This is a genomic window from Pseudomonas fluorescens, from assembly GCF_000967965.1.
Taxonomy (GTDB): domain Bacteria; phylum Pseudomonadota; class Gammaproteobacteria; order Pseudomonadales; family Pseudomonadaceae; genus Aquipseudomonas; species Aquipseudomonas grandcourensis.
In genome coordinates, this window is the sequence record NZ_LACC01000014.1 from 1 (window position 1) to 23,673 (window position 23,673).

Sequence of the window (23,673 nt, forward strand, 5' to 3'; positions counted from 1 at the left end):
CCGATGGCGGCGGGCCCACGGCGCAGGACCGGAGCGAGGGCATGCCGAGCCACGGCGAGGCACCGAATGTCAGGGGCAAGAGCGTTTGGTTACTTTGCGCTTTTCAAAGTGACCCGCTGTAAGAGCGGAACCCTAAGTGGCCGTTACCGCAGCAACGGATATGTACACCTTCAAAAATCCACGCCGCCTGACACAAAGCCATCGCGAACAAGCTCGCTCCCACAGGGATCTTCAGTGGCCACAAGCCCCGAGTAAACCCGAGAACCCGAACCGAAAACATCTACACCGGCAATCGCAACTCCGCACACAACCCGCCCCCTTCTCGATTGCTCAAGGTCAACGACCCTCCAATCGCGACCGCCAGTTGCTGGGCTATCGCCAGCCCCAGCCCAGTGCCGCCGGTGCTGCGGTTGCGGGAATTCTCAACGCGGTAGAAGGGCTCCATCACTTGCTTGAGTTCTTCCTCGGCGATCCCCGGGCCACGATCGAGGATCCTGATCGAGAGGTCGCCATCGGCCTGCCTTTCCACCTGCAACTCGGCAGCACCGGCAAACTTCAATGCGTTGTCCGTCAGGTTGACCAGCACCCGGCGCAAGGCGTGGGGGCGGGTGTCGATGACGGCTGCACTCTTGCCTGTGAGCTGAACGTCCTTGCCCACGTCCTGATAGTCGAATACCAGGCTGTCGAGGAACGAGTCGAGGTCGGTGCGGCGGCTTTCTTCGGTGGCGCCGTGGATGCTGCGGGCGTAGGCCACGCCTTCGCGTACCAGGTGTTCCATCTCGCCGAGGTCGTTCCACAGTTTGTCTTTTTCGCTGGAGTCGTCCATGAACTCGGCGCGCAGTTTCATGCGAGTGATGGGGGTTTGCAGGTCGTGGGAGATTGCCGCGAGCAATTGCATGCGTTCCTTCAGGTACGCCGCGATGCGTGCCTGCATCGAGTTGAAGGCCCGGGCGGCGTGGGCGACTTCGCTCGGGCCTTTTTCGTCCAGGAGCACCGGGTGCGCGTTGGGGTCCAGGGTTTCGACGGCACCGGCGAGGCGGGTGAGGGGGCGGATGGCAATTCTCACCGCCAGCCAGGAGCAGGCCAGCATCAGCGCCAGTTGCCCGAGCAACACGATGGGCAGCCAGGGCGACAACGGCACCATCGTCGGGCGGACGTCGATGGTCAGCGGGCTGCCATCCGCCAGGTTCAAGTGCACTTGAAAATGTTTTTTCGGCCCGGGAATGTCGGTAAAGGTCATCGGGTAATCGTGGCCGATGGCGTCCTTGATCGAGGCAATGGCAATGGGGGCATCGGGCATGTCGGTGCGGATGGGCGTGCCCGGCGACCCCTCATTGAGCATGTAGCTGTAATTGTGCCGCTCCAGTTGTTTGAGCCAGCCGGCTCGCTCATCGGCGGGCAAGCGGTCGAGGATGGCAACGGAGGTGGAAACGTCGGTTTCCAGGTTGCCGAGCATGGTGTTTTTCGAGGACTCGTAGCGTTCGTAGTACTGCGCGCCGAAGGACAGCGCCTGGGCGAGGATCAGGCCGATCAGGAAAATCAGCGACAGCCGCGAGGCGAGGGTGCGCGGCCAATGCAGCGCCAGGGTCATGATTGATCGCCCAGGATTTCCACCGGCAGGGAAAACACATAGCCTTCGCTGCGCACGGTCTTGATGTAGGCCGGTTCGCGGGCGTCGTCGAGCAAGCGCTGGCGCAGGCGACTGACCAAAAGATCGATGGAGCGGTCGAACAGATCGGCGTCGCGGCCTTGGGTCAGGTTGAGCAATTGATCGCGGTTGAGCACCCGCTGCGGATGGTCGAGAAACACCCGCAGCAATCGATATTCGGCACCACTCAGGGCCACCATGGTGCCGTCTGCATCGAGCAGGTGACGGGCTGAGGTGTCCAGGCGCCAGCGGCCGAAGGCCAACAGGCGGCTGGCTTCGGTCACCACCAGGTTCGGCGGCAGCATGCGCGTGCGTCGCAGCACCGCGTTGATCCGCGCCAGCAGTTCACGGGCGGCGAATGGCTTGACCAGATAGTCGTCGGCGCCCATTTCCAGGCCGAGGATGCGATCGGTTTCATCGTTGCGAGCGGTGAGCATCAGCACCGGCGTGGCCTTGTGCTTGCCAGCGCGCAGTTCGCGGCACAACAGCAAGCCATCGTCCCCCGGCATCATGATGTCCAGCACGATCAGGTCCACCGGAGTGGTTTCCAGAAAAGCGCGCATCTGCCGTCCATCCGCCACGACCGTGGTGCGCAGGCCGTTCTTCTTCAGGTAGTTGCCAACCAGCTCGCGGATTTCGCGGTCATCGTCAACGATGAGGATGTGATCAACGTGATCCATTGGGCCAAACCTCTGGTAAATGGGGAATGCCACACAGTCTATCGAGCCTGGGCGGGCTCGCCTGCCGCCCTTTGTATTGCAGTGTATCTGGCTTGCCTGCGGATACACACGAAGGCAAAAAAGCCGATTTCCAGCGGTTTTGTATTGCTGTGTATCCAGGCACCGTTCTGATACGCAGCGATTAATTCACGCCGATTCCCGACACAGACGAGATACCTCCCAGGCTTTTAATAGGTTCCATCGAGGCCAGCCAGAGCGCCTCGGATCAATCAACGATCAACCTGTTGAAACCCTGAGGAGCTCGCCATGAACACCAAGGCCATCTACGCCGCCTGCCTGTTTGCCGCCCTGAACATCTGCACCCTGTCGGCCCGTGCCGAAGCCGATGTCGCCCCCAAAACCTACACCTACGGCACCCAACTGGATATCAGGAAAGTGGTGTCACTGACCGAGGACACTACGGCGTCCTGCGGCGTGGTGAATGCGCAGATGACGTACCTCGACTCCCAGTCGAAAACCCAGGTGCTGGATTACCGCAAATTCGCCGACAACTGCAACTCGGAAAACTGAGTGTTGCGATCAACCGCCGCTTAATCCATTTGAAACAGGAAGGACATCATGAACAACATTTCCCGCTTTTTGACCGCCATCGCCTTTTCCGTCGCCGGTGCGGCCGCCCATGCCAACGCCGCTGTCGAGCAGAGCGCCTGCGCCAGTAACACCTGCTTCCAGCTCACGCCGGTGGCGGAGAAGGGCACCCAAGGCTTCCTGGCGCAGGACGGTTCCAGCCGTACGCCGCAAGGGCAGATGCTCGCCGAGAACGGTGCCAGCCGTACGCCGCAGGGGCAGCTGCTGGATGAGCAAACGGCTTGAGAACACCCCAAATCAACTGTAGGAGCGAGTCTGCTCGCGAAAGCGATGGTTCAGTCAAGGATGTGTCGCCTGACCGGACGCCATCGCGAGCAGGCTCGCTCCTACAGTGGTGATGTGTCGCCCTCTAATGTGTATTAGGTGATCCCATGTTACTCATCGCTTTCCTGGGCGGCATATTGACCGTCCTCAGCCCGTGCATCCTGCCGGTCGTGCCATTCCTGTTTGCCGGGGCCGACCGCACACGCTCCTCGATCCTGCTGACCCTCGGCGGCATGGTCCTGACCTTTGCCCTGGTCTCCAGCCTGGCCGTGGTCAGCAGTGAGTGGGTGATCCAGGCCAGCAACACCGGCCGCCACGTAGCGCTGCTGGTGATGGTGCTGTTCGCTCTGTCGCTGATTTCCGCCCGGGTCGGTGACTGGCTGGCGCGGCCCTTCGTGCTGCTGGGCAATCGCATCGACCCGAACTCGCGCAAGATGTCCGGGCCGCTGGCGTCGATCATGATCGGTGTCGCCACCGGGCTGCTCTGGGCACCCTGCGCCGGGCCGATCCTCGGGGTGATTCTCACCGGCGCCATGCTGCAAGGGGCGAACGCCGGCACCAGTCTGTTGCTGGTGGCCTATGGCGTGGGCAGCGCGCTGTCCCTGGGCACCTTGATCTTTGCCGGTCGCGGCCTGGTCAATCGCTTGAAACCTTCGATTCCGGTCACCGGCTGGTTGCGCCGTGGCGCCGGGGTTGCGGTGCTTGCCGGTGCGGCTGTGATTGCAACGGGGGCCAACGACCTGTTGCTGGCCAACACCTCCTCGGAAGGTGTCGGCAGCGTAGAGAAAGGCGTGCTGGAAACCGTGCCGAAAGTCGTCGATTACCTGGTCAGCAAGGTCAAGGCCGACACCACCATGGGCGATGCCCAGGGCGCCATGCCCTCGCTGTCCGGTGCGGTGGACTGGCTCAACTCACCGGCACTGAGCAACGAAGCCCTGAAAGGCAAAGTGGTGCTGGTGGACTTCTGGACCTTCGACTGCATCAACTGCAAGCACACCTTGCCGTACGTGAAGGACTGGGCGAAGAAGTATGAAAAGGACGGGCTGGTGGTGATCGGTGTGCACACACCTGAATACGGCTTTGAACGCATCATCGACAACGTCAGGGCCAAGGTGAAGGAGTACGGCATCACCTACCCGGTGGCGATCGACAACAACTACGCGATCTGGCGCAACTTCGACAACCAGTACTGGCCGGCGCACTACCTGATCGATGCCAAGGGGCAGGTGCGTTACACCCACTTCGGTGAAGGTAGCTACGACACTCAGGAACAAATGATTCAGCAATTGCTGGAGGAGGCCAAGGCCAGCGCGCCAGCGGCGTAATTTGCTCGATCAATGGCTCACAGGTCCCGCGCCATGAGCCATTGATCTTTTTCCCATGCCTGAAACCGCTCTTGCACCACCCAGCCGCGCTTGGCGTAGTAAACGCTCTGGTCGTGGGTGTGCAGGTAGATTTTCGTCTCGCCGCTGGCTTTGGCTTGCGCGCAAATCCCTTCTATCAACTGCTCCGCCAGGCCCTTTCCGCGCGCTTCGGGGGCGACGAAGACACAAGCGAGCCAGGGCCTCAGATCCGTGCGATGGGCCAGGTCAGCCCTGGCCAGTGCCGCGCCGCCCAGCAACTCGTCATGGTCGAGGGCGATCAGACATTTCCAGTCGCCGTTGTTCTGGCCTTCGGCGAACTCTCGTTGCCAGTCGGGCAGGGGCTGTCCGGCGTATTCGTAGTGGAACTGTTGGTGGATCCACGAAGCGAATGTATTGCTGTGCTGCATATGTCGAGCAAGCCAGTCCAGGCGGGGTGCCATGTTGTGAGTCCTTTCATAGGTTGGTCGCTGGGTAGCGAGAGTAGCGGGCTTGGGCGGTGCTGTCGCCCCCGCCGGTTCAGCGACTGCTCAAGTGATTCGAGGTGGCCTGACCGCGCCGCCACGCCGCTGGCGGCGCACCGTACTCGCGACGGAAGGCGCGGCTGAAGGCGGTATCGGTCTGGTATCCCACTTCTTCGGCGATGCGCGTCAATGAGCTGTTGCTGCTGCGTAACAGGTTGGCGGCGAGCAACATCCGCCATTGCGTCAGGTACTGCATCGGCGATACGCCCACCAGTTGCTGGAAGCGTTCGGCCAACACCGATCTTGAAGTGCTGGCGGTGCGCGCCAGTTCGTCCAGTGTCCAGGCGTGGCAGGGTTTTTTGTGCAAGGCGTTGAGGGCGGCGCCGACGATGCGGTCGCGCACACCGGCCAGCCAACCGGTGCGGCCTTCGCCCTGTTCGTTCATGTACAGGCGAAGTACTTCGATGAACAGCACTTCGGCCAGTTTGGCCAACACCCCTTCGCCGCCAGGGCGAGGCGAGCGGGCTTCGGCGAGGGCATAACGCACGGAGGATTCCAGCCAGATACCGGCATCCGACCCGCGCACGTTGACCCGCACCACCGCCGGCAAGCCCTTGAGCAACATGCCCGCCAGGCGCGTATCGCACGCCAGGTAACCGCACACCAACCGGGTGACCGCGCCACCCCCGCCATAACTCAATTGCCGGGGGCGGCGCGCCAGCACCGCATCCAGTCGCGCACCCGTGGCCGGGGGCAATCCGGGATGTGAGCACATGCGGTGAGCATCGCCCTGGGGGAAGATCACCACGTCGCCCGCACTCAGCAGCAGCGGCGGGTCATCGCCCAATTCCACGTAGCACTCGCCCTCGGTGATCAGGTGAAAGATCACCACCCGTTCCGCACCGGGCTCCAGAAACGGCGCCGCCGTATCGGCGCTGGGCGACTGGTAGCACCAGGGCGCGGTGAACCGGGCGTTGATAAAGATAGCGCCGACCAGGTGCACGACGCGCAGGGTCTGTGACAGAGCGTCCATTGGGGTTTCCCCGTGGGAGGTTCCTGATTGTGAGCGCGCCGGTGCGCAACGTGGAATCTCCGGACGATCGGGCAGGGTTGGGCGACGATCGGACAGGACGCCAGCGCCCGTCAGGACGATAGTTTGTCTACGGGGTCAATACCGGCCCTGCTACCCAGAACAAGAAAAGAGAGGTTGCCATGCCGAAGTTCGTGATTGAACGCGAGATCCAGGGCGCAGGAGGTCTTTCGGAAAGGGATTTGAAAGCCGCTTCGCTAAAGTCCTGCCAGGCGTTGCGTGAGTTGCCAGAGGTGCAGTGGCTGCAGAGCTATGTCACCGGTGACAAACTCTACTGCGTGTACATCTCGCCGAACGAGGAGCAGATCCAGGAGCACGCCAGGATCAGTGGTTTTCCCGCCAACCGCATTTCCCAGGTCATGAACATCATCGATCCGACAACGGCGGAGTGAATGCCCGCCAGGCGCGATTCGTGTTTCAACCCAGAGACCGTCTCCATGAGTACACCCATTGATCTGACTGCCTTGAAAAACCGCCAGATGGCCTCCTGGGCCAGCGGCGACTACGCCGTGATCGGCACCACCCTGCAGATCGTCGGCGAGCAACTGGCCGAAGCCTGCGACCTGTTGTGCGATGAGCGCGTGCTCGATGTTGCCGCCGGCAACGGCAACGCAACCCTCGCGGCTGCCCGCCGTGGCTGCCAGGTGACGTCCACCGACTACGTCGCTGCCTTGCTCGAACGCGGTGAAGAACGGGCCCGGGCAGAACGCTTCAACGTCTCCTTCCAGGTCGCCGATGCCGAAGCCTTGCCCTTTGCCGACGGCAGTTTTGATGCCGTGCTGTCGACCTTCGGCGTGATGTTCACACCGGACCAGCCCAAGGCCGCCGCGGAACTGGCGCGGGTGTGTCGCCCGGGCGGGCGGATCGGCCTGGCCAACTGGACGCCGGAAGGATTCGTCGGCCAGATGTTCAAGACCCTGGGCCAGCACCTGCCACCCCCTCCTGGTGCGAATCCGCCCTCACGCTGGGGCAGCGAAGCCTGGCTGCACGAGCATTTCGACGAGCGTGAGTTCCTGCTCCAGGTGACGCGCCGCACGTTCAATTTCCGCTATCGCTCAGCGGCGCATTTCATCGACACCTTCCGCGAATGGTACGGGCCGGTGCACAAGGCCTTCGCTGCGCTGCCCGCGGATGGCGCCAAGGCCCTGGAGACCGACTTGACCGAGCTGATCAACCGGATGAACCGGGCGGGCGACAATTCGTTGGTGGTACCGAGTGAATACCTGGAGGTGGTGATCACGCGGCGGTGATCGATAACAATGCAAAACCCTCTGTAGGAGCGAGCTTGCTCGCGATGGTCTTCCAGTCGCAGTTTCTGTGGCTGATACACCGCTTTCGCGAGCAAGCTCGCTCCTACACGCAAAAACGGCGCCCGAAGGTGCCGTTTTTGTTCGTGCCTGTTCCTGTAAACGGAGATCAGAAAATCAGGTCAAGCGACTCGGTCAAAGGCAGCGGCGGTTACTCATGTGGGTCAAGTTGGTCCAGCGCGCGATTCACCGCCAGCTCGCCCAGCATGATGACTTGCGCAATGCCGAGCAGGGAGTTGCGCCTGGGGCCTTCCATATGATCCGCCAGATCCATGGTCATGACATTGGCCGAAGCCAGTGATTCGCATGCATGGGCCAGCAGGGTTTCTGCATCGAGCTCTGGGTTGACGAAGAACATCGTGCCGACTGAGCGCGGAATGTCCATGATGGGGACGTCTGGCTTCAGGTCATAGTCGAGCGGCTGCTCGGCGTCTACGTGAGATTTTTCTGAAGCGGCGTTTTCGTACGGGGATGGCGGATCGGTCTCCGGCGGATTGGGTGTGACCTTGAACATAGATGGAACTCCGACGCTATTTAAAAGGAGCCATCACCGCCTCGCTACCAAACGAAGGGTGGCGACCATACGAAGGTTGGTAGACCGGGCATCGGAACCGGCGCCCCCGAAGGAGCCCTGCGCATGGTCACCATAAAAACACCGCCCAGACACTGGGCAGTAAAGGTGACGCTATGCGTCGATGCTACGGGCCTACCAAGCCCGATCACTGATTTTTCAATGACCGGCAAACGATAGAACCCAAGCCCACGACGCACAAGCCGGCGGATTCTGTCGCACCGGTAGGCAACGGCGCAAGGTGGTGTAGCTTTCAGGAAGTAATTTCCCAAGCGATTAAACGGGCGCGTTTAAATTTCTTTGAGTGGGCCTCCACTGCGCGAAAAATTAACTTATGGAACTATCGCTGTAGGAAATGGGTTGTTGGTTATTGCGAAAATTCCTATTCGTTCATTTGGCTATGCCATTGGATTGCTTTCAGCACGCGTCCCACCGTCTTATTCGTCGTCGCCCAATATTTTCTTTGCTCAGCGCTTCTGCCGAGACGAGAGAGAAGGCAACTCAAATCGATGACGATAAGGAAGTTGTAAATGAATGCACCTCTGCACCCCTTGTATACCAACGAAGTTTCTCCTGAATTTCTCCGCAGTCTGGACAACTCGCCTTTCACCGAGGAGCAACTTGCGCAATTTGCCGAGGAGGCCCGGGCGATCATTGATCAGCAGCGTGCTTACGTTGAAACACATCCACCTCGCGCTATTTACCGAGTCGCATCCGAGGGCAGTCAGACCCGTGACGGCGGGGTGATCCAGCAAGCGACGTCGCCGCTGGAGTTCATATTGGACAGCGGTCAAAAAGTACGTGGAGCGCAGAAAGGCGATTTCGTCGTGTATGCCGATGGCAGGACGGCGCAGATCGTAACGACAGCAGGCGAAGAGAATAGCCATCTGGCGCTGGTCGGTAGTCGTCTGTGCAATGGCGACGAGATCATCAATACATCCCAAGGCATTTGCATGTACGTGGCGCGTGAAGGCGTGCCCATGGGAGAGGATTTTCTGCCCTCCATAGAGGGAGTAGAGAACTAATGGAGAAAGGATATTTCATCGGCCTGCATGACAAGACCACCTGCGGCGGCAAAGTGCTGGATGGTGACACCCGAATCATGATGTACGGTATCGCTCATGCGCGCGAAGGTGATCGGGTCACTTGCGGCAAAGATGGCAAGACTTATCAGATTGTCGGTGGTATTTCACACAAGATCAGCCATGGCAAAGCTATGGCTGGCACGCTGGATAGTCACAGTAATTGTCCCTGCAAAGCCCAACTGATTCCCTCGGTGTTTACGGCCAGCTATCAAAATGAGGCAAGCCCCATGCGGAGTGCTATCAGGGCCGCCGCTCCTCCGACGACCCAAACGGATAGCAGGTTTACAACGAATCCCCAGATGACAGGTCTGAAACCTGCAGCGAAGGTCACGGCCTCTCTTGGCAATCCTGCTTCTTGCAATCACCCGGACCGAATGGAAGAACTGGCCAGCTACATAGCCAATGAGATGAACCGGAACATCACCCACCCTTCGGTTCCGAAAATGAAGGAGCTGAACAGCTATGACCCGGTGGCTGAAAATAATAAATACATGGAGATCCCGTTTTACCTGCGACTCGGCCACCAACCCAATTTCCACAGCATCGCCCTTGTCAAGCAAGCCGAGGCGTTTGCGCTGTGGACAGAGCGGGTCGGGCAGAATCGGCCCTGGGATCATAAACCGAAGATAAAGGTTCAGTTCGGGGGCGATGTTCGCCATAAACAGGGGAAATATGATTATTTTTACGATATTTGGTCGAATATTCATTATGGATATGTAGGAATGGCTGCAGGTTTTTCGGAGCAGGTGTTATTGGATGGTGCAGGTGCTGAGCAGATCATTTCCGACACGGTACGTAAGTTTCAAGATTGGGAAAATAAGCCAGGGCCTCATCGCTCAGATGACATAAAGGGATTAAGGGCGTGGGATGACATTCCAGACAGAAAGTCTATAACTATTGGCGTGAGCCTCTTCAAAGCTTATTCAACCGGTGGGGTCAGCGCCAAGATAATTATGGATGAAGTGCTTGCAGGTGATCCTTCTGATTGGGGGAAGGGTATAAGTGTCCACAACTGCAAATAAAAAGGCTCGCTTTTATCTCAAGCGCAGACTGTTAACGCTATTGCTGCTTATTTATCTTGTCTGGTACGTCACCGTCCCGAGGGTAAAAATCTATTTCTCGGAAGAAGGAAATGGGAAGATGGAATTTATCCTAAATACTCAACACGATATCTTTAGAGGTGACATTTCTCCCGGCGAATCTACAGGGGGGGCTGGCCATCTTTTTCCCGATGATGATTTCTTTATGCGGCTTGACTGGACGGCCTCAAATAAAAGTCATTGTGTAATGATAAGCCCTAGCTGGCCAACGACCAGTATCTACATCGCAGCGGATGGGGTTCTCGACAAAAGCCCAAGCAGCAGTACGGATTCGGATCGCTTGAAACAATGCATCACGGATACCGCGAGCCCATAGAAAGGTGCCGTTTTTTTTCTGCCTTTTCCATCGCCTTCGCGAGCAGGCTCGCTCCCACAATTAATCGCAGGCACTCACAAAGGCTGAGTACTCAGGAGATCCACTGTGGGAGCGGGCTTGCCCGCGAAGAGGTTATCCCAGGCAACCAAGTTCTCCAGCCCGAACGCACTTATCAGGACAACAAATCATCTGTGGCGAGGGAGCTTGCTCCCGTTTACTTGCGAAGCAGGTGCCTTGATTCAGGCTGCCTGTGACATTGGGTTCATTGCTATCGGTACCGCTACGCCATCCAGCGGGAGAACCGAGCCATCAAGCACAGGGTGACTATCAGGCGCAGATATTAGAAGACGCCGATATCGCTGGAAAAATGAATCGAAAAATCCAGCGTCCGGCCGTGCTGTAAATGAAGGAATTGATCAACTATGAAAGTAGCGCAGCCGCCAGGAAATTTCTGGAACTACCATGGTACGCCAGACTGGCTGGACCACCGAATTTCAACGCTATCGCGTTGGCGAAGAAGCTTGAGGCGATGGCGATCTGGACTAAACAAGTGGGTCAAAATATGGAGTGGGATCATAAGCCGAAGCTTCGTGAACTATTCCCCGGAGTCCGGCACAAGCAAGGGAAGTACCTGTACTACTACGATATTTGGTCGAACATCCACTACGGTTATGTCGGAATCATAGGGGGGCTTTCCGAAAGCTTGCTGCTAGACGGCGCAGGGGCCGAACAAATTGCATCAGATACCTTGCGCAAGGCCGAAGAGTTACGAACAACCCCCAAAAAGGATAGAGAACTCCCTGGCCCTCGTCCTACAGCCAGCCCTTGGACTCAATTGCGATCATGGGATGATGTAGCTGATAGAGTGTCGATAAGTATCGGTATAAAGCTCGCCAATCAGCACCCTAATGGCGGGATAACAGCGCAGATGATCATGAATAAAGTGTTGGCGGTAGCTCCAGAGAATTGGGGAGATGGAGTCAGTGTCCACGTCTGTAAATAAACCACGATTTCGGTACATAGGATGGCTATGGATTCCATTGTTTCCGCTGCTGGTACTGCAGTTGATGGCCCTATGGAATATTTATGTTCTACCCAGCGCAACCGTCAATTATTCCAAGGATGCCGAGCGGGGATTGCGGTACACATGGAACGTCCAAGACCGGATATACAGGGGACGGATGTCTCCCGGAGGTGCCACCAGTGACCACGGATATCTATTTCCGGATACCGAATTTTTCATGGAGTTTTCTTGGGCTGTTGAGAACGAGCGTTGGCACTGCATCAGCATCACACCGAAGTGGCCCAACATGCATATTTTCCTCGACGCCGACGGCAACATTGATATGCAGAAAGGAAGTGGTATTGATGTAGATAGGTTGAAAGAGTGCCAATGGGATTTGGTGAAACCATAATCGCAAACGGCACCGAAAGGTGCCGTTTCCGTTTGGGCTTGCTCACGATAGGGGGCGTCCAGTCGCAAGTGTTGTGACTGATACACCGCAATCGTCGGAATGCCGCCCGGAGCAAGCTCGCTCCTACGAGGGCCAGTGTTCAGACCAGCTAAACGACCTCCGCCCCCCGCGCCTCCAGCAATTCGCGCAACACCGACCGATGACAATGCGCTTCATCCTCGCAGTAACAGCCCACGGCCAGGGACGTTTGATGGGACAGCGCGGCCAGCAGGTCCAGTAACTGACTGGCCGCGGGCTGGCTCATCTCGGCCTTGAACTTGCGCCGGAACACCTCCCAGGCCTTGGCATCTTGCGCAGCCTTGGCCTCGGCCACCAGCTGCGCACTAGGCGACAGCAGCGGCTGCCAGACATCATAAAAGTCCAGACGGGCGAATTCGGCTTTCGGTACGCCACGGGGAGGGCGGCGGACTGTGCCCAGGCGCAAACCTTCGTCGGGTCGCCGGGGTGAACCGAGTTGGACGATATGGACCGCCATGGCTACTTGAGCCTCGATTCGTCGAACCACTCCAGCGCCGTGCGCCACAGGCAGATGCCCAGGAAGTACGCCGACATCAGCAGCCACAGCCCCATCACCAACGGATTGATCTGCGGATGGTTGAGCACCAGTGACAGGCTGCACAGTAACCAGATGGCCGTTACAGCAATGTTGATCGGCATGAACCGGCGCACGCGAAACGGGTGCAGGAACTTCATCCGGGTCACGGTCAGCAGCGCCAGGCCGATGACCGTGACGAAGGTGATCCACGGCGACGGGGCGATGATGTACAGGCACAGGGCAACTACGTTCCAGGCGGCGGGGAAACCCTGGAAGTAGTTATCGGTGCTCTTCATGTTGACGTTGCAGAAGCAGAACAGCGACGACACCAGAATCAGCGACACGCTCAGCAGCAAGGTGTAGTCCGGCAACGGGATGTAGCGATAGATGAACAGTGCCGGGATAAACACGTACGTCAGGTAGTCGATCACCAGGTCGAGGATCGAGCCATCGAAACTCGGCAACACCGACTGCACGTTGACCTTGCGTGCCAGCGCACCGTCCAGTCCGTCGACGATCAGGGCGACACCCAGCCACAGCAGGCAATGGGTCGGCTGGTTATCCAGCAGGGACAGGGTGGCGAGGAAAGCGGTGACCACGCCAGTGGCGGTAAAGCCATGGGCGCCCCATGCTTTGAGCCTGGCGATGTACAGGGTTGAAATCACGGGGGCGTTCTCCAGTGAATGAAGCAAGCCAGTTGTCACCCCGCGTACGGGGCGGTGGCAAACCGGGTCGGGTTGCAGGTATCGACCGGGTATCCGGGAATAAGGTTCACCACCTATGAATCTTAGCTGCGCCCTAAAGAAATACCCCGGAGCAATCCGCGGTAGCGCGGGCGGGTCAGCCCAACGGTGCTGGCACATTCGCCGGCGGGGGCTATCGTTGCCTGACTGGATAAACGCCCTTCAAGAGGAAAAACGTCATGAACACCAGCGATCTGCTCGAACAATTACTGCGCGCCGGCCAGGGCTCGATGGCGCAACAGGGTGGCGCTGGCGCGTCGGCCCAGGGCGGGCTCGGCGATCTGGGTGGTTTGCTCGGCGGCTTGTTGGGCGGTGGTGCTGGTGCAGGTGGCGGCGGTGGTGGCGCAGGGTTGGGCGATTTGCTCGGTGGCTTGCTCGGCGGTGGTTCGCCGATGGGCGGCGCACCGCAAAGTCGTTCCGCTGGCGGCACCCATTATGCGGCGCTGGCGTCCCTGGGCATGATGGCGTTCCAGGCGTACCAGGCTTGGCAGCGCAGTCAGGCGTCAGCACCGCAAGAAGCGCCACGGACCGTGGACTTGCTGGCTGGCCCGGAGGCCGAGGAGCACAGCCATGCGATCCTGCGAGCATTGATTGCGGCGGCCAAGGCCGATGGCCGCATCGATGAAGCCGAGAAGCAGATGATCAGCACTGAAATCGGCCGTCACACCGACGATCCGCAATTGCAGCAATGGCTGGACGACGAGGTCGCCAAGCCACTGGACGCCAATGACGTCGCGCAATCGGCCACCGACCCCGGCATAGCTTCGGAGATGTATCTGGCCAGCGTGATGCTGGTGGACGACCAGCAGGACGCCGAGCGCAACTATCTGGATGAACTGGCCGCGGCGTTGCAGATCGAGCCGGAGCTGCAATTGCATCTGGAACAGCAGGCCAAGGGCGTTGCGGCCTAAATTACCTTGGGCAACTGAAACGAGGGGATGAAGGAGTGACCACAAGAGTCAGGAAGGAACTCCATGTGGCGAGGGAGCAAGCTCCCTCGCCACCTGAGCGTGTTACTTGAGGAACGCCTGGAAGTCGGTACCCAGTTTGTCGATCGCCGCCTTGAAGTCCTTGGCGGTAATCTTCTGGCTTTCGTTTTCCAGGGCGGTACCGAACACCTTGCGTACCACTTTGGCCACGGTCTGGTTGCTCTTCGCGTCGATGAACTCGGCTTCGATGAACAGGGTGGTGTCCTGGTCACGGTGACCGGTAGCAGCCTGTGTTGCCCCGACTACAGCCGCGATGGGCACCACTTCATACCACTTCATGCCTTCGTTCTCGGCATTCACCCCGGTAATCGCCGCACGCATGATCAGAGGGCGGGAACCCGCCGGAGCGGACGAGGTGTTGGACACTACGCGGTACTTCTGACCCAGGGAGGCCTTGGCCTTGCTGGTCATGTAGTTCTGAATGTCAGTCAGCGTCTGTTTGTTGACACGCTCGTCGGGTTTGGGGGCCGGGTAGAGCTCCAGTTTGTTGAACACCACGGTGTCATAGGCATTCGGGTTCCACGAAGGGCTGACCCAACGCATCGCGGTACCGCCGCTCGGCGTTTCGACTTCCTGCAGGTTGTTGTAGTTGGACAGGAAGCCTGAGTATTGCTCCTTCTCCGTCACTTTCGAGGTGCAACCGCCTAGCAGCAGGCTGGCCAGCGTGGCGCCGACGAGCAGTTTTCGGGACAGATTCATAGTGGTGTTTACTCCTTGGAAGAAATCTTCGTTCTTTTGTTTACAAGACATCAAAATCGCCAGGTCATGTTCCCGGTCAAAGCTTGAATCCAGGCATTGTCGAATTGACCGGATACTCGATCGCCCGATACGGATTTGGTCTGCTCAACCGGCATGTCGCCGAGCCAGACCATGGCCCAACTGACGTTGACATCGGTGTCCTTGTTCAGAGCATAGGTGGCTCCTGTGGCAATACGCCAGGATTCATTCATTGGCACCACCACACTGCGGTTGCTGTCCGAGACGGCGCTGCTGTCGTAGGCCACGCCGAAGTTCCACAACCACTGCTCGGTGGCCTGGTATTGTGCGCCAAGGGAGAGGTGCCAGGTGTCCTTGAAGCCGGCGTCGACCGTTTTCGATTGCGCTCCAAACGCGGTGGTGTCGACCTCTACGGCAATGTCGCCGAACTCCGACCAGTCCTGCCAGTTGGCCGAGGCCAGCAGCGCCCATTGCCGGTCCAGTTGCTGGAACAGACTCAGGGTGACGGTTTGCGGCACCTTCATGTCCAGTTCGGTATTGGTGTTGTTCACGCGGTCCAGCAGCCGGCCATCGCCCTTCACGTCGAGCCGGTCCTCGAAGTCCAGGTCGACCTGGCTGGTGTAGGTCAGGCCGATGCGCGTGCCGGGTTGCGGGGCGTAGATCACGCCGACGTTGGCGCCATAGCCCCAGGTGTTGTCCCGGTACTTGTATTGGCCGTCAGCGCGGTCAGTGAAGCCGAAAGGGGAGCGGTCGATGGCGGTGTCGGCCTTCAACATGCCGTACATGGCCTTGATGCCAAGGCCCACCGACCACTGCTCGTTGAAGCGATACGCCACGCTGGGCACCAGCGACAAGCCGAGCAGGCTGGAGTTTTGTGCGAAGTAGCGGCCGGACCAGTCATTGTCGTAATTGACCGCCAGGCCGAAGTCACCGTACTGGCCGAAACCGACGCTCCAGTGCTCGTCCAGTTCATGGCTGATGAAGAAGCTGCCACCGGGAATCGGATCAAGGGCATTGCCACTGCCGCTGCCCGGGGTATTGCTGCCAGAGTCGCGGTCGAAGCTCAGGTCGCCGTACAGGACCTGCAGGCCGGCGGTGATTTGTGTACCGGGCAGAAAGCTCATGCCCGCGGGGTTGCTGGCGATGGTCGAGGGGCCTTGGGCACGGGCGGCGGCACCGGCGTTGGCCAGGCCGGCGTTATCGGTGCCGATTTCATAGAGCATGATGCCGCCGGCCCAGGCTTGCTGGCAGCACAGGGCAAGTAGCGCAGAGGCGGGCAGGGTAGTTGTTTTTATCTGCATTGAAATCCCTCAGCAATTGTCCATTTCGAATACGGGTGGACTGCACCAGCCACCCGTGGATTCGGCTGTTACTTGGCCATCTCTGCTCGAGCCTTGGCGATCTTGGCTTTAACCGAGTCGAGGTTGAAACTCGCGCCTTTTTGCATCGGCGGGAACTCGATCGCTGTTTCAGCCAGTTTGGCCACCTGCTGCTGGACGAACACGAAACGCCAGAATTGGAACTTGAACCAGTCGAAGTATTGTTGCGAACCCTGTGCGGCCTGATTTTCCGGCCAGCCCATGCGCTCGAATGGGTCGAGTCGAAGATTGGTCAGGTTCGGCACGTCCACATCAACTTTAGCCCCCAACCAGCCACCCGGTTGGTCAATGAAGCGATATTTGTAGTCGTCTATGCGCACTGCACCCAAGGAGCTTTCTCCGAAGTAGAAAACTTCATGTCGGTTCGACGGACCTTTTCCGGTGATCATTGGAGTTTGATCATAGCCGTCCAGGTGAACTTTGTAGGTGGTATCGCCCAATTGTTTGCCTTTGAGCAGTTCGGCGGTGATGTTCGGGTTGCCTGCCGCCGCGACCAGGGTCGGGAACCAGTCCATGCCGGACATGATGCCGTTGGCGATCTGATTGGCCGGCACCTTGCCTGGCCAGCGAATGATTGCCGGCACCCGGAAGCCACCTTCCATGACCGTGCCTTTGCCCATGGCGAACGGGGTGGTGCCGCCATCGGGCCAGGTGAAGTTTTCCGCACCGTTGTCGGTGGTGAAGATCACGATGGTGTTGTCGTCCATGCCGTCTTTCTTCAGCTTCGCCAGGACGTCGCCAACGATGTCATCGAGCTGCGCCATGCCGGCTTCCTGTTCCGACCAGCCATTCTGCGAGTTGCGCATGGCTTCGTACTTGTCGGACAGGTGCGTGACGATGTGCATGCGGGTCGGGTTGAGCCAGACGAAGAACGGTTTGTTGTCCTGCTTGGCCTTGTCGATGAAAGAGAAGGCCTTGTCGCGAATCTCCTCGTCGACAGTTTTCATCCGCTCCGGATAGAGCGTGCCGGCATCCTCGATTTTCTGCTTGCCCACCTTGCCCCAGCGCGGCATCACGGTCGTGTCATCGGTGGTGGAGGCCCAACTGTGGACCATGTTGCGTGGGCCGACGCTGTCCAGCAGCTCCTTCGGATAATTGGGGTGCGCCGGGTCTTCCATGGCGTCGAGGTGATAGAGGTAGCCGAAGAATTCATCGAAACCGTGGACGGTGGGCAGGAACTGGTTGAGGTCGCCCAAGTGGTTCTTGCCGAACTGGCCGGTGGCATACCCCATGGCCTTGAGCGCGGTCGCGATGGTGACGGCTTCGGCGGGAATCCCCACGGGCGAGCCGGCCTGGCCGACGGTGGTCATGCCCGTACGAATCGGCAGTTCGCCGGTGATGAAGTTGGCGCGTCCGGCGGTGCAACTGGCTTCGGCGTAGTAATCGGTGAAACGCATGCCTTCATTCGCCAGTTGGTCGAGGTTGGGGGTTCTGCCGGCCATCATGCCCTGGTTGTAGACGCCGATATTCGACCAGCCGATATCGTCGCCCATGATCACCAGGATGTTGGGGGCCTTGTCGGCGGCCAGGGCCTGACCGGGAAACGCCATTGCAGACAGCAACAGGGGGACTGCAAACATCGAGGATAAGGTTGTCCGGTTCATGTCGAGCTCCTGCGTACTAGCGTGAGTACATCGAGACGAGCCCCCAACCGTCGTTGAAATGCGTTACCCCCCGCGAAGAGAGTAGGTTTGAATTGCGAAATATCCAGTAATGAATAGTCAGAAAGTGAGTGTTTCAGGCACTTTTCTGCGAAATGGCGTTCCGCTAAAGCAGCCGCTCAAATCGGGCGGCGAGCGATACTCGCCGCCCTCCCTTCGTCATTTCCGGTCGGCAGTGGCGGCCAGCAATGGCGCGATTTGCTCATCGGTCAATGCGGCATGCACGTCCATGCTCATCAGGTCGTTCCACTCCAGTACCCATTTTTGAATCGGCACAAAATCACTCGCCTCGGCAATGCCGAAGCCGGCCGAACTCCCTACAGCGTGCCAGCGCCCGTGCATGGTGACGCCTGCGGGCGGTGCGCCACCGGTCTTGAGAAAACGTGCGATTGCGGCATCACGGTTGTCCGGGCTGATTGTCCAGCTGACGATGAATAACATCGGCCACCTCCTGTTGCACATCGGCACCTGTTGTCTGCGCGTACCTGGCTGGCGCCGGGGCCGTGGCCACGCTTGGGTTTCCAGTTCCGTCCTGGCTGGCTTGCGGCAAAATCTCCCAAGGAAGGCATAGCAGTGCCTCGCGATTCCTGTATGACCGCTGATCCTGTTCCGGTGCATTTTCGAGGGGGGTAACAGACGCCTGTTTCACCAGCGCAACATGGGCAGCGGGCGCAGCGGCGAGCGGATGAGTTGCCGGGCTGAAAGCTTCATCAGCATCGAGTGAAAACCGTGATCGGGAAAGGTCGCCTGCACGGTTTTGATGAAGCTGCGGGGCAAGCCGAAACGCACCAGACCCAGGGACACGTCCACCAGATCGGCCTGGCGGAAGGGTTCGACGCTGTCGGCGTAGGCACCGCGATATCGGCGCAGCTTGTGATGCTCAAGTATCAACGCGCTGACTTCATCCTTCAGTTCCGGCCGTTGCTGGTTGTCGAGGTACTCGGTGGCCAGGGCAATGGACGGCGGCAGGTAGTCGAGGGTGTCATCGGTCCAGATACCCATGTCATGAAACGCCGCCGCGATTTGTACGGCGTCCGGGGACAGGCCATCGGCACCGCGCAGGGCACCATGGAAATTCAGCACTCGGTAAATGTGGTTGCGGTAGCCCTGCAGGTCGGCCCCGATGGCCAGGGCGAACGAGGTGAGAATCTCGTCGGTGAGGGGGAATTCGAGAGGAGGTTTCATCAGGCGTCACGCAACAGGTCGTTGGCATTGAGCAGGTCGTAGGCGATCTCCGGGCGCTTTTCCAAGGCCCGGCGGATGGCGGCGGGGATGTTGGCGCGGGTCTTGCGACACAGCCCCGGCAGTTCACCAACCTGGATACCGATGCCGCGCATGGTGCGCACTTCGTTGAAACCGGGGGCGATGTCCACGCGGATGCCCAACTGTTCGAGCATGCGCCGTTGCAGGTGCTCCAGATCGCTCAGGCTCTGCAGGTTCTCCAGGCGTTCGATCAGGCGTTTTTCTTCGTTGCGGGTCAGAAACAGAATGCGCAGGTCCGCCCCTGGTGTTTCCAGCAACGGGTCACGCCCGCAGTCGCAGGCGCCGGGCGGGCAGGGTGAGCGGATCGCAGCGGTGGTGGTCATGGGGATCAATCATAGAGCGCTGTGATCGAGTTTGCCCATAGGGATTTTTTGGGGGATGCAAAGCAATGTGGGAGCGAGCTTGCTCGCGATGGCGTCGTGTCAGGCAACAGTGATGTTGACTGCAAAAACGCTATCGCGAGCAGGCTCGCTCCCACAGGTGTTGCGGTGAAACTGCGTGACCTATTTCAGTACCAGCATCCGATAAACGCCGTCTTCGACTTCGATCCCGTGGGTGTCATGGGTGAAGCCGGGGAAGGATTTGTCGAAGGCTTCCAGTGCCTTGAGATACGCCAGCAACGGACCGTCCGCAGGCCCCGCGTTCTCTCCCGGCATGAGCAACGGGATACCTGGTGGATACGGCACGATACCGGTCGCGGCGAGGCGTCCGGCGGCTTCGTTGAGCGTCACCAGCTCGATGTCGTTGCGCACCAGTTTTTCGTAGGCCTCCACCGGGCTGAACTCGGCTTTTGGCAGGGTGCCGAAGGCCTGGGACATGTTGGCGGTGGTCTTGTGTTTCTTCATGGCGGCGAAGATTTCGTCGGCCAGATCCTTCAGGCCCATGCCGGCATAGCGATGCTGGTTGGCGTTGTACAGGTCGGGCAGGCACAGCTCGAGCTCGGCGTTGTCGTCGTAGTCACGCTTGAAGTCGAGCAGGGCGTTGAGCAGCGTGCCCCACTTGCCTTTGGTGATGCCGATGGAGAACAGGAACAGGATGGTGAAGTCGGTAGTCTTCTCGACCACGATACCCTGACGACCCAGGTACGCCGTGACCACGCAGGCGGGGATGCCGTTGGCGAGCAGGTTGCCGTCGTCGCCCATGCCCGGGGCAAGTACCGAAACCTTGATCGGGTCGAGCATGCAGTAACCGTCTTCGATGTCGCCGAAGCCGTGCCAGACCGCGTTCGGGTGCAGGACCCAGCAATTCGGGTCGGTTTTCAGCGTGGCCGGGTCGACCTCATGGAACGGCACGGTCGCTGCGCCAACCTGTACGGTCGGCGGCTGCCAGCAGGTGAAGAACCAGTCATCCTTGCTCAGCATCTCGTTGTGCATGCGCGAGAGAACCTGGCGGAAACTGATGGCTTCTTCGATCGACTCGTTGGTGAGAATCTGCCCGCTCGGAGCTTCCATCATCGCCGAGCTGACGTCGCAGGAGGCCATGATCGCGTAGTTCGGCGAGGTCGAGGCGTGCATCATGTACGACTCGTTGAAGCGCGCATGTTCGATCGGGTTACGCCCGTTACGCACGTGGATCATCGAGGCCTGGGACAGTGCGGCCAGCAACTTGTGGGTCGACTGGGTGGCGAACACGGTCGGCTTGGACTTGTCGTGATCGGCCGGGTTGCCGTGCATGGCATGGCGTCCGCTGTACAGCGGGTTGAAACGCGCATAACCGTACCAGGCTTCGTCGAAGTGCAGACGATCCACACTTTCGCCCAGCAACTCTTCGACGCGGGTGACGTTGTAGGTCAGGCCGTCGTAGGTGGAGTTGGTGACAATGGCGTGCACCGGCGTCGGGTCGATGCCTGCCTTGACCAGCGGGTTGTTGGCGATGGCGGCTTTCACGCCTTCGGCACTCAGGGTCTGCGGCAGGATCGGGCCGATGATGCCGTAGCGGTTGCGGGTCGGTACCAGGTAGGTCGGAATCGCCCCGGACAGGGTCATCGCGTGCTCGGCGGACTTGTGGCAATTGCGGTCGCACAGGGCGATCTGGTTGCGCGTGACGCTGGCCATGAGGATGACGCGGTTGGACATCGACGAGCCGTTGGTCACGTAGTACGTGCGGTGGGCGCCGAAGACCTTGGCGGCATAGCGTTCGCCCTGGCCGATAGGGCCGCTGTGATCGAGCAGCGAACCGAGTTCGCCCACCGAGATCGACAGGTCGGAACGCAGCAGGTTCTCGCCGAAGAACTCGTAGAAGGCTCGGCCTGCGGTGCTTTTCAGGAACGCGGTGCCGCCGGCATGGCCGGGGGTGTGCCACGAGTATTCATAGCTGCGGGCAAACTTCACCAGCGCGCCGAACATCGGCGGCAGGGCGGCCTGGCGATAGCGTTCGATGGCCGCCAGGATGCGCCCGCTGAGGAAACGGGAGGTGTCCTCGGGCAGCCAGATGAAGTCGTCGGCGTGTTGCATGACCAATAACGGAATGGTCGACGCGGTGGTACGGTCACTGATCAGGAACACCGGCACCCGGGTGTTGCGCTCGCGCAGCTTGACCAACAGTTTGGTGCAGTCGGCGTGGCCTTCGCTGGTGTCCATTTCCCATCGGATGAGCACGCATTGAATGGCAGGGTCCGAGCGCAGGATCGAGGCGGCATCGGTGAGGCTTTCCGAGGCCAGTACGCTGACACCACGTCCCTCTACGTCGTGGACCAGTTGATCCAGGGCGCGGCCAAACACCGTTCGTTTGTCCGGCGGACTGCTGACCAGTAGCGCCAACATGCCCAGCGAGTGTTTATATTCCGTCATGCTTGAACCTCCATAGTGGCTGTATTCAGATTGTTCACCGGCACTGGCTCGGCAGTGAGGTGCTGCGCGCTGACGGTTTGCGTCGGTACGCTATTGTTGAGTGCTTCGAGGCGGATCAGACGGTTGTTGACGAAGCCGAACAAGGTGTAACCAACGATCGTGGCCACGCCGCCCAGCATCAGGGCCTGCTCACCGGAACTGTACAGCGCCAGGTAGCTGTAGGCCGCCGCGATCAGGGCAATGACGTTGGTCACCAGTGCCTTGCCTTCCGGCACGTTGGAGACTTTCTGCATGGTCATCAGCGCGGCCATGGACAGGATGTAAGGCACCAGGTTGGTCACCACCGCGAGATTGACCAGGGTATCGAACTGCTTGCTCAAGTCGGGGCTGATGGTGAGCAGGGCCAGCGCGGTCTGTGCGGCGAGCAGTACCAGCATGCCGACAATCGGTGTGCCCGCCTTGTTGGCCTTGGCGAAGATCGACAGGAAGTAACCGGTGTCGGCCGAGCTTTTGTACACCTGGGCAATCGTGAACTGCCAGCCCAGCAACGAACCGATGCAGGCGAGCACCATCGCTGCCATCACGATGTCGCCAACCATTGGAGTGAACATCTTGGCGAACACCAGGCCGAACGGCGCGGTGGACGCGACCAGTTCTTCGTTGCCGACGATACCGAAGATGACGTTGGTGGAAACGATGTAGATCACCGCTGCACCCAAGGTGCCGCCCAGCACCGCAATCGGTACGTTGCGCTCAGGGTTTTCCACCGCGTCGGTGTTGGCGCAAGCCGATTCCAGACCGAGGAAGGCCCACAGGGTAATTGCCACCGAGGCGCCTGCCGCTTCGAACCAACCCTTGTCGTGGGGGTTCCAGCCAGCGGCGTAAACGCTGCTGTCGAACCAGAACCAGCCCACCGTGGATACCAGCACCACCGGTGCAATTACACCCCAGACTGTGATCGCGCCAATCCGGCCGGTAATGCTCGCACCGCCAAAGTTGGCGAAGGTGGTGATCCACAACAGAGCAATAGTCGCCAAGCCTACTTGCAGTGAATCGAGTTTTATCCCGAACAACACCTGGATATAGCCGACCGCGGTAATACTGATCGCCACGTTGGCAATCAACAGCGAGAGACCGTAGGTGTAGTTGGTGATGTAGTTACCCGCTTTACCGAAGGTGTATTCGGCATAACCGCCCATGCCGCCGGTCTTTCGGCTGAGCATCCCGCATCGCGCAAAGGCGTAGGCCAGAGCGAGGGAACCGGTGGCCGTCACCAGCCAGGAGAGGATCGAAATCGCACCGACTTCCGCTAGTTTCGTCGGTAGTAGCACAATGCCTGAGCCCAACATGTTGACGGCGGTCAACATTGTCAGTTGCCCCACACTCATTTTCTTTGCGACTGACATTCCGTTGCCTCACTTAGTTGGCGATTGAGAACCTTAGCTATAGCAAAGGTTTGAAAACTCGCAAGAAATTGACGGCCCCCCCATCCGGCTTTTTCATTTATTTGCAAAAAAGGCACGATGCTGGCCCCCAAGTTTCAAAGTTCTCTTCAAAATTACTTGGTTTTCAATTGGTTAGATAGGTC

25 protein-coding genes are annotated in these 23,673 nt (G+C 59.4%); 10 read left to right on the plus strand and 15 right to left on the minus strand.

The features are described from left to right. Positions 1 to 280: 280 nt before the first annotated feature. Complete coding sequence (locus VC35_RS12140) at positions 281 to 1,591, minus strand: ATP-binding protein (protein ID WP_046040299.1); 1,311 nt, start codon at positions 1,589 to 1,591, stop codon at positions 281 to 283. Next, on the minus strand, positions 1,588 to 2,328 hold the full coding sequence (locus tag VC35_RS12145; protein ID WP_008023822.1) for a response regulator: 741 nt from the start codon (positions 2,326 to 2,328) through the stop codon (positions 1,588 to 1,590). Before VC35_RS12145 ends, VC35_RS12140 begins: the two co-directional genes overlap by 4 nt. 306 nt (positions 2,329 to 2,634) lie before the next feature. Here VC35_RS12145 and VC35_RS12150 point away from each other — a divergent pair, with 306 nt between their 5' ends. The 3 genes from VC35_RS12150 (at position 2,635) to VC35_RS12160 (ending at position 4,565) form a co-directional block, all read left to right on the plus strand. After that, positions 2,635 to 2,898 (plus strand): DUF2790 domain-containing protein, encoded by a 264-nt coding sequence (locus VC35_RS12150; RefSeq protein WP_046040300.1) that lies wholly within the window; start codon positions 2,635 to 2,637, stop codon positions 2,896 to 2,898. Between the two features lie 48 nt (positions 2,899 to 2,946). After that, a complete protein-coding gene (locus VC35_RS12155) occupies positions 2,947 to 3,201 on the plus strand; it encodes a hypothetical protein (RefSeq protein WP_046040301.1) in 255 nt (84 codons plus the stop codon). Between the two features lie 146 nt (positions 3,202 to 3,347). Continuing rightward, on the plus strand, positions 3,348 to 4,565 hold the full coding sequence (locus VC35_RS12160; protein WP_046040302.1) for a cytochrome c biogenesis protein DipZ: 1,218 nt from the start codon (positions 3,348 to 3,350) through the stop codon (positions 4,563 to 4,565). Positions 4,566 to 4,582: 17 nt separating this feature from the next. On the opposite strand, the gene VC35_RS12165 is transcribed toward VC35_RS12160, so the two are convergent. Both VC35_RS12165 and VC35_RS12170 read right to left on the minus strand, forming a co-directional pair. Then, positions 4,583 to 5,044: a GNAT family N-acetyltransferase gene (locus tag VC35_RS12165; RefSeq protein ID WP_046040303.1), complete on the minus strand. Its 462-nt coding sequence runs from the start codon at positions 5,042 to 5,044 to the stop codon at positions 4,583 to 4,585. A 76-nt stretch (positions 5,045 to 5,120) separates the two neighbouring features. After that, positions 5,121 to 6,098 carry an AraC family transcriptional regulator gene (locus VC35_RS12170; RefSeq protein WP_046040304.1) on the minus strand — a complete coding sequence of 326 codons (978 nt, stop codon included), beginning with the start codon at positions 6,096 to 6,098 and terminating at the stop codon, positions 5,121 to 5,123. Positions 6,099 to 6,277: 179 nt separating this feature from the next. Here VC35_RS12170 and VC35_RS12175 point away from each other — a divergent pair, with 179 nt between their 5' ends. Both VC35_RS12175 and VC35_RS12180 read left to right on the plus strand, forming a co-directional pair. After that, positions 6,278 to 6,547, plus strand: a complete 270-nt coding sequence (locus VC35_RS12175; protein WP_046040306.1) for a DUF4242 domain-containing protein — start codon at positions 6,278 to 6,280, stop codon at positions 6,545 to 6,547. Between the two features lie 45 nt (positions 6,548 to 6,592). Continuing rightward, a complete protein-coding gene (locus VC35_RS12180) occupies positions 6,593 to 7,405 on the plus strand; it encodes a class I SAM-dependent methyltransferase (protein WP_046040307.1) in 813 nt (270 codons plus the stop codon). A 208-nt stretch (positions 7,406 to 7,613) separates the two neighbouring features. On the opposite strand, the gene VC35_RS12185 is transcribed toward VC35_RS12180, so the two are convergent. Further along, on the minus strand, positions 7,614 to 7,976 hold the full coding sequence (locus VC35_RS12185) for a DUF6124 family protein (protein WP_046040308.1): 363 nt from the start codon (positions 7,974 to 7,976) through the stop codon (positions 7,614 to 7,616). A 587-nt stretch (positions 7,977 to 8,563) separates the two neighbouring features. Between VC35_RS12185 and VC35_RS12190 the strand changes: the two genes are divergently transcribed. From VC35_RS12190 to VC35_RS12205, 4 genes are all read left to right on the plus strand, one after another. Further along, on the plus strand, positions 8,564 to 9,058 hold the full coding sequence (locus VC35_RS12190) for a hypothetical protein (protein ID WP_046040309.1): 495 nt from the start codon (positions 8,564 to 8,566) through the stop codon (positions 9,056 to 9,058). After that, positions 9,058 to 10,140 (plus strand): polymorphic toxin type 44 domain-containing protein, encoded by a 1,083-nt coding sequence (locus VC35_RS28370; RefSeq protein WP_052960553.1) that lies wholly within the window; start codon positions 9,058 to 9,060, stop codon positions 10,138 to 10,140. Before VC35_RS12190 ends, VC35_RS28370 begins: the two co-directional genes overlap by 1 nt. 797 nt (positions 10,141 to 10,937) lie before the next feature. After that, positions 10,938 to 11,537, plus strand: coding sequence for a polymorphic toxin type 44 domain-containing protein (locus VC35_RS12200; RefSeq protein WP_052960554.1), 600 nt, complete (start codon positions 10,938 to 10,940; stop codon positions 11,535 to 11,537). A gap of 37 nt (positions 11,538 to 11,574) precedes the next feature. Further along, entirely contained in the window at positions 11,575 to 11,949 is a 375-nt protein-coding gene (locus VC35_RS12205) for a hypothetical protein (RefSeq protein WP_223464966.1), read from the plus strand. A 148-nt stretch (positions 11,950 to 12,097) separates the two neighbouring features. Here the strand turns inward: VC35_RS12205 and VC35_RS12210 are convergent, their stop codons facing one another. Continuing rightward, positions 12,098 to 12,484: a DUF488 domain-containing protein gene (locus VC35_RS12210; protein ID WP_046040310.1), complete on the minus strand. Its 387-nt coding sequence runs from the start codon at positions 12,482 to 12,484 to the stop codon at positions 12,098 to 12,100. A gap of 2 nt (positions 12,485 to 12,486) precedes the next feature. Continuing rightward, positions 12,487 to 13,209 carry a phosphatidylcholine synthase gene (pcsA, locus tag VC35_RS12215; RefSeq protein ID WP_046040311.1) on the minus strand — a complete coding sequence of 241 codons (723 nt, stop codon included), beginning with the start codon at positions 13,207 to 13,209 and terminating at the stop codon, positions 12,487 to 12,489. A gap of 257 nt (positions 13,210 to 13,466) precedes the next feature. On the opposite strand from pcsA, the gene VC35_RS12220 reads away from it, so the two are divergent. Further along, positions 13,467 to 14,198: a tellurite resistance TerB family protein gene (locus VC35_RS12220; RefSeq protein ID WP_046040312.1), complete on the plus strand. Its 732-nt coding sequence runs from the start codon at positions 13,467 to 13,469 to the stop codon at positions 14,196 to 14,198. Between the two features lie 102 nt (positions 14,199 to 14,300). Here VC35_RS12220 and VC35_RS12225 read toward each other — a convergent pair whose 3' ends face one another. The 8 genes from VC35_RS12225 to potE form a co-directional block, all read right to left on the minus strand. Continuing rightward, positions 14,301 to 14,975 (minus strand): DUF3313 domain-containing protein, encoded by a 675-nt coding sequence (locus VC35_RS12225; protein WP_046040313.1) that lies wholly within the window; start codon positions 14,973 to 14,975, stop codon positions 14,301 to 14,303. A 50-nt stretch (positions 14,976 to 15,025) separates the two neighbouring features. After that, positions 15,026 to 16,294, minus strand: a complete 1,269-nt coding sequence (locus VC35_RS12230) for an OmpP1/FadL family transporter (RefSeq protein ID WP_046040315.1) — start codon at positions 16,292 to 16,294, stop codon at positions 15,026 to 15,028. A gap of 68 nt (positions 16,295 to 16,362) precedes the next feature. Next, positions 16,363 to 17,976: an arylsulfatase gene (locus VC35_RS12235; RefSeq protein WP_046040316.1), complete on the minus strand. Its 1,614-nt coding sequence runs from the start codon at positions 17,974 to 17,976 to the stop codon at positions 16,363 to 16,365. A 216-nt stretch (positions 17,977 to 18,192) separates the two neighbouring features. Next, complete coding sequence (locus VC35_RS12240; protein ID WP_046040318.1) at positions 18,193 to 18,474, minus strand: DUF3303 domain-containing protein; 282 nt, start codon at positions 18,472 to 18,474, stop codon at positions 18,193 to 18,195. Between the two features lie 204 nt (positions 18,475 to 18,678). Beyond that, complete coding sequence (locus VC35_RS12245; RefSeq protein WP_046040320.1) at positions 18,679 to 19,218, minus strand: HD domain-containing protein; 540 nt, start codon at positions 19,216 to 19,218, stop codon at positions 18,679 to 18,681. Further along, positions 19,218 to 19,619 carry a hypothetical protein gene (locus tag VC35_RS12250; protein ID WP_046040322.1) on the minus strand — a complete coding sequence of 134 codons (402 nt, stop codon included), beginning with the start codon at positions 19,617 to 19,619 and terminating at the stop codon, positions 19,218 to 19,220. The genes VC35_RS12245 and VC35_RS12250 overlap by 1 nt, the downstream gene beginning before the upstream one ends. A 180-nt stretch (positions 19,620 to 19,799) precedes the next feature. Further along, the gene (locus tag VC35_RS12255; protein ID WP_046040323.1) at positions 19,800 to 22,085 is read right to left on the minus strand and encodes an Orn/Lys/Arg family decarboxylase; all 2,286 of its coding nucleotides are present in this window, start codon (positions 22,083 to 22,085) and stop codon (positions 19,800 to 19,802) included. Next, a complete protein-coding gene (potE, locus tag VC35_RS12260) occupies positions 22,082 to 23,491 on the minus strand; it encodes a putrescine-ornithine antiporter (protein ID WP_046040324.1) in 1,410 nt (469 codons plus the stop codon). The genes VC35_RS12255 and potE overlap by 4 nt, the downstream gene beginning before the upstream one ends. Positions 23,492 to 23,673 lie beyond the last annotated feature (182 nt).

Bases quoted from the DNA above. Each gene is read 5' to 3' on its own strand.
- VC35_RS12140 (WP_046040299.1), bottom strand. From the start codon at position 1,591: ATGACCCTGGCGCTGCATTGGCCGCGCACCCTCGCCTCGCGGCTGTCG.
- VC35_RS12145 (WP_008023822.1), bottom strand. From the start codon at position 2,328: ATGGATCACGTTGATCACATCCTCATCGTTGACGATGACCGCGAAATC.
- VC35_RS12150 (WP_046040300.1), top strand. From the start codon at position 2,635: ATGAACACCAAGGCCATCTACGCCGCCTGCCTGTTTGCCGCCCTGAAC.
- VC35_RS12155 (WP_046040301.1), top strand. From the start codon at position 2,947: ATGAACAACATTTCCCGCTTTTTGACCGCCATCGCCTTTTCCGTCGCC.
- VC35_RS12160 (WP_046040302.1), top strand. From the start codon at position 3,348: ATGTTACTCATCGCTTTCCTGGGCGGCATATTGACCGTCCTCAGCCCG.
- VC35_RS12165 (WP_046040303.1), bottom strand. From the start codon at position 5,044: ATGGCACCCCGCCTGGACTGGCTTGCTCGACATATGCAGCACAGCAAT.
- VC35_RS12170 (WP_046040304.1), bottom strand. From the start codon at position 6,098: ATGGACGCTCTGTCACAGACCCTGCGCGTCGTGCACCTGGTCGGCGCT.
- VC35_RS12175 (WP_046040306.1), top strand. From the start codon at position 6,278: ATGCCGAAGTTCGTGATTGAACGCGAGATCCAGGGCGCAGGAGGTCTT.
- VC35_RS12180 (WP_046040307.1), top strand. From the start codon at position 6,593: ATGAGTACACCCATTGATCTGACTGCCTTGAAAAACCGCCAGATGGCC.
- VC35_RS12185 (WP_046040308.1), bottom strand. From the start codon at position 7,976: ATGTTCAAGGTCACACCCAATCCGCCGGAGACCGATCCGCCATCCCCG.
- VC35_RS12190 (WP_046040309.1), top strand. From the start codon at position 8,564: ATGAATGCACCTCTGCACCCCTTGTATACCAACGAAGTTTCTCCTGAA.
- VC35_RS28370 (WP_052960553.1), top strand. From the start codon at position 9,058: ATGGAGAAAGGATATTTCATCGGCCTGCATGACAAGACCACCTGCGGC.
- VC35_RS12200 (WP_052960554.1), top strand. From the start codon at position 10,938: ATGAAGGAATTGATCAACTATGAAAGTAGCGCAGCCGCCAGGAAATTT.
- VC35_RS12210 (WP_046040310.1), bottom strand. From the start codon at position 12,484: ATGGCGGTCCATATCGTCCAACTCGGTTCACCCCGGCGACCCGACGAA.
- VC35_RS12220 (WP_046040312.1), top strand. From the start codon at position 13,467: ATGAACACCAGCGATCTGCTCGAACAATTACTGCGCGCCGGCCAGGGC.
- VC35_RS12225 (WP_046040313.1), bottom strand. From the start codon at position 14,975: ATGAATCTGTCCCGAAAACTGCTCGTCGGCGCCACGCTGGCCAGCCTG.
- VC35_RS12230 (WP_046040315.1), bottom strand. From the start codon at position 16,294: ATGCAGATAAAAACAACTACCCTGCCCGCCTCTGCGCTACTTGCCCTG.
- VC35_RS12235 (WP_046040316.1), bottom strand. From the start codon at position 17,976: ATGAACCGGACAACCTTATCCTCGATGTTTGCAGTCCCCCTGTTGCTG.
- VC35_RS12240 (WP_046040318.1), bottom strand. From the start codon at position 18,474: ATGTTATTCATCGTCAGCTGGACAATCAGCCCGGACAACCGTGATGCC.
- VC35_RS12245 (WP_046040320.1), bottom strand. From the start codon at position 19,218: ATGAAACCTCCTCTCGAATTCCCCCTCACCGACGAGATTCTCACCTCG.
- VC35_RS12250 (WP_046040322.1), bottom strand. From the start codon at position 19,619: ATGACCACCACCGCTGCGATCCGCTCACCCTGCCCGCCCGGCGCCTGC.
- VC35_RS12255 (WP_046040323.1), bottom strand. From the start codon at position 22,085: ATGACGGAATATAAACACTCGCTGGGCATGTTGGCGCTACTGGTCAGC.
- potE (WP_046040324.1), bottom strand. From the start codon at position 23,491: ATGTCAGTCGCAAAGAAAATGAGTGTGGGGCAACTGACAATGTTGACC.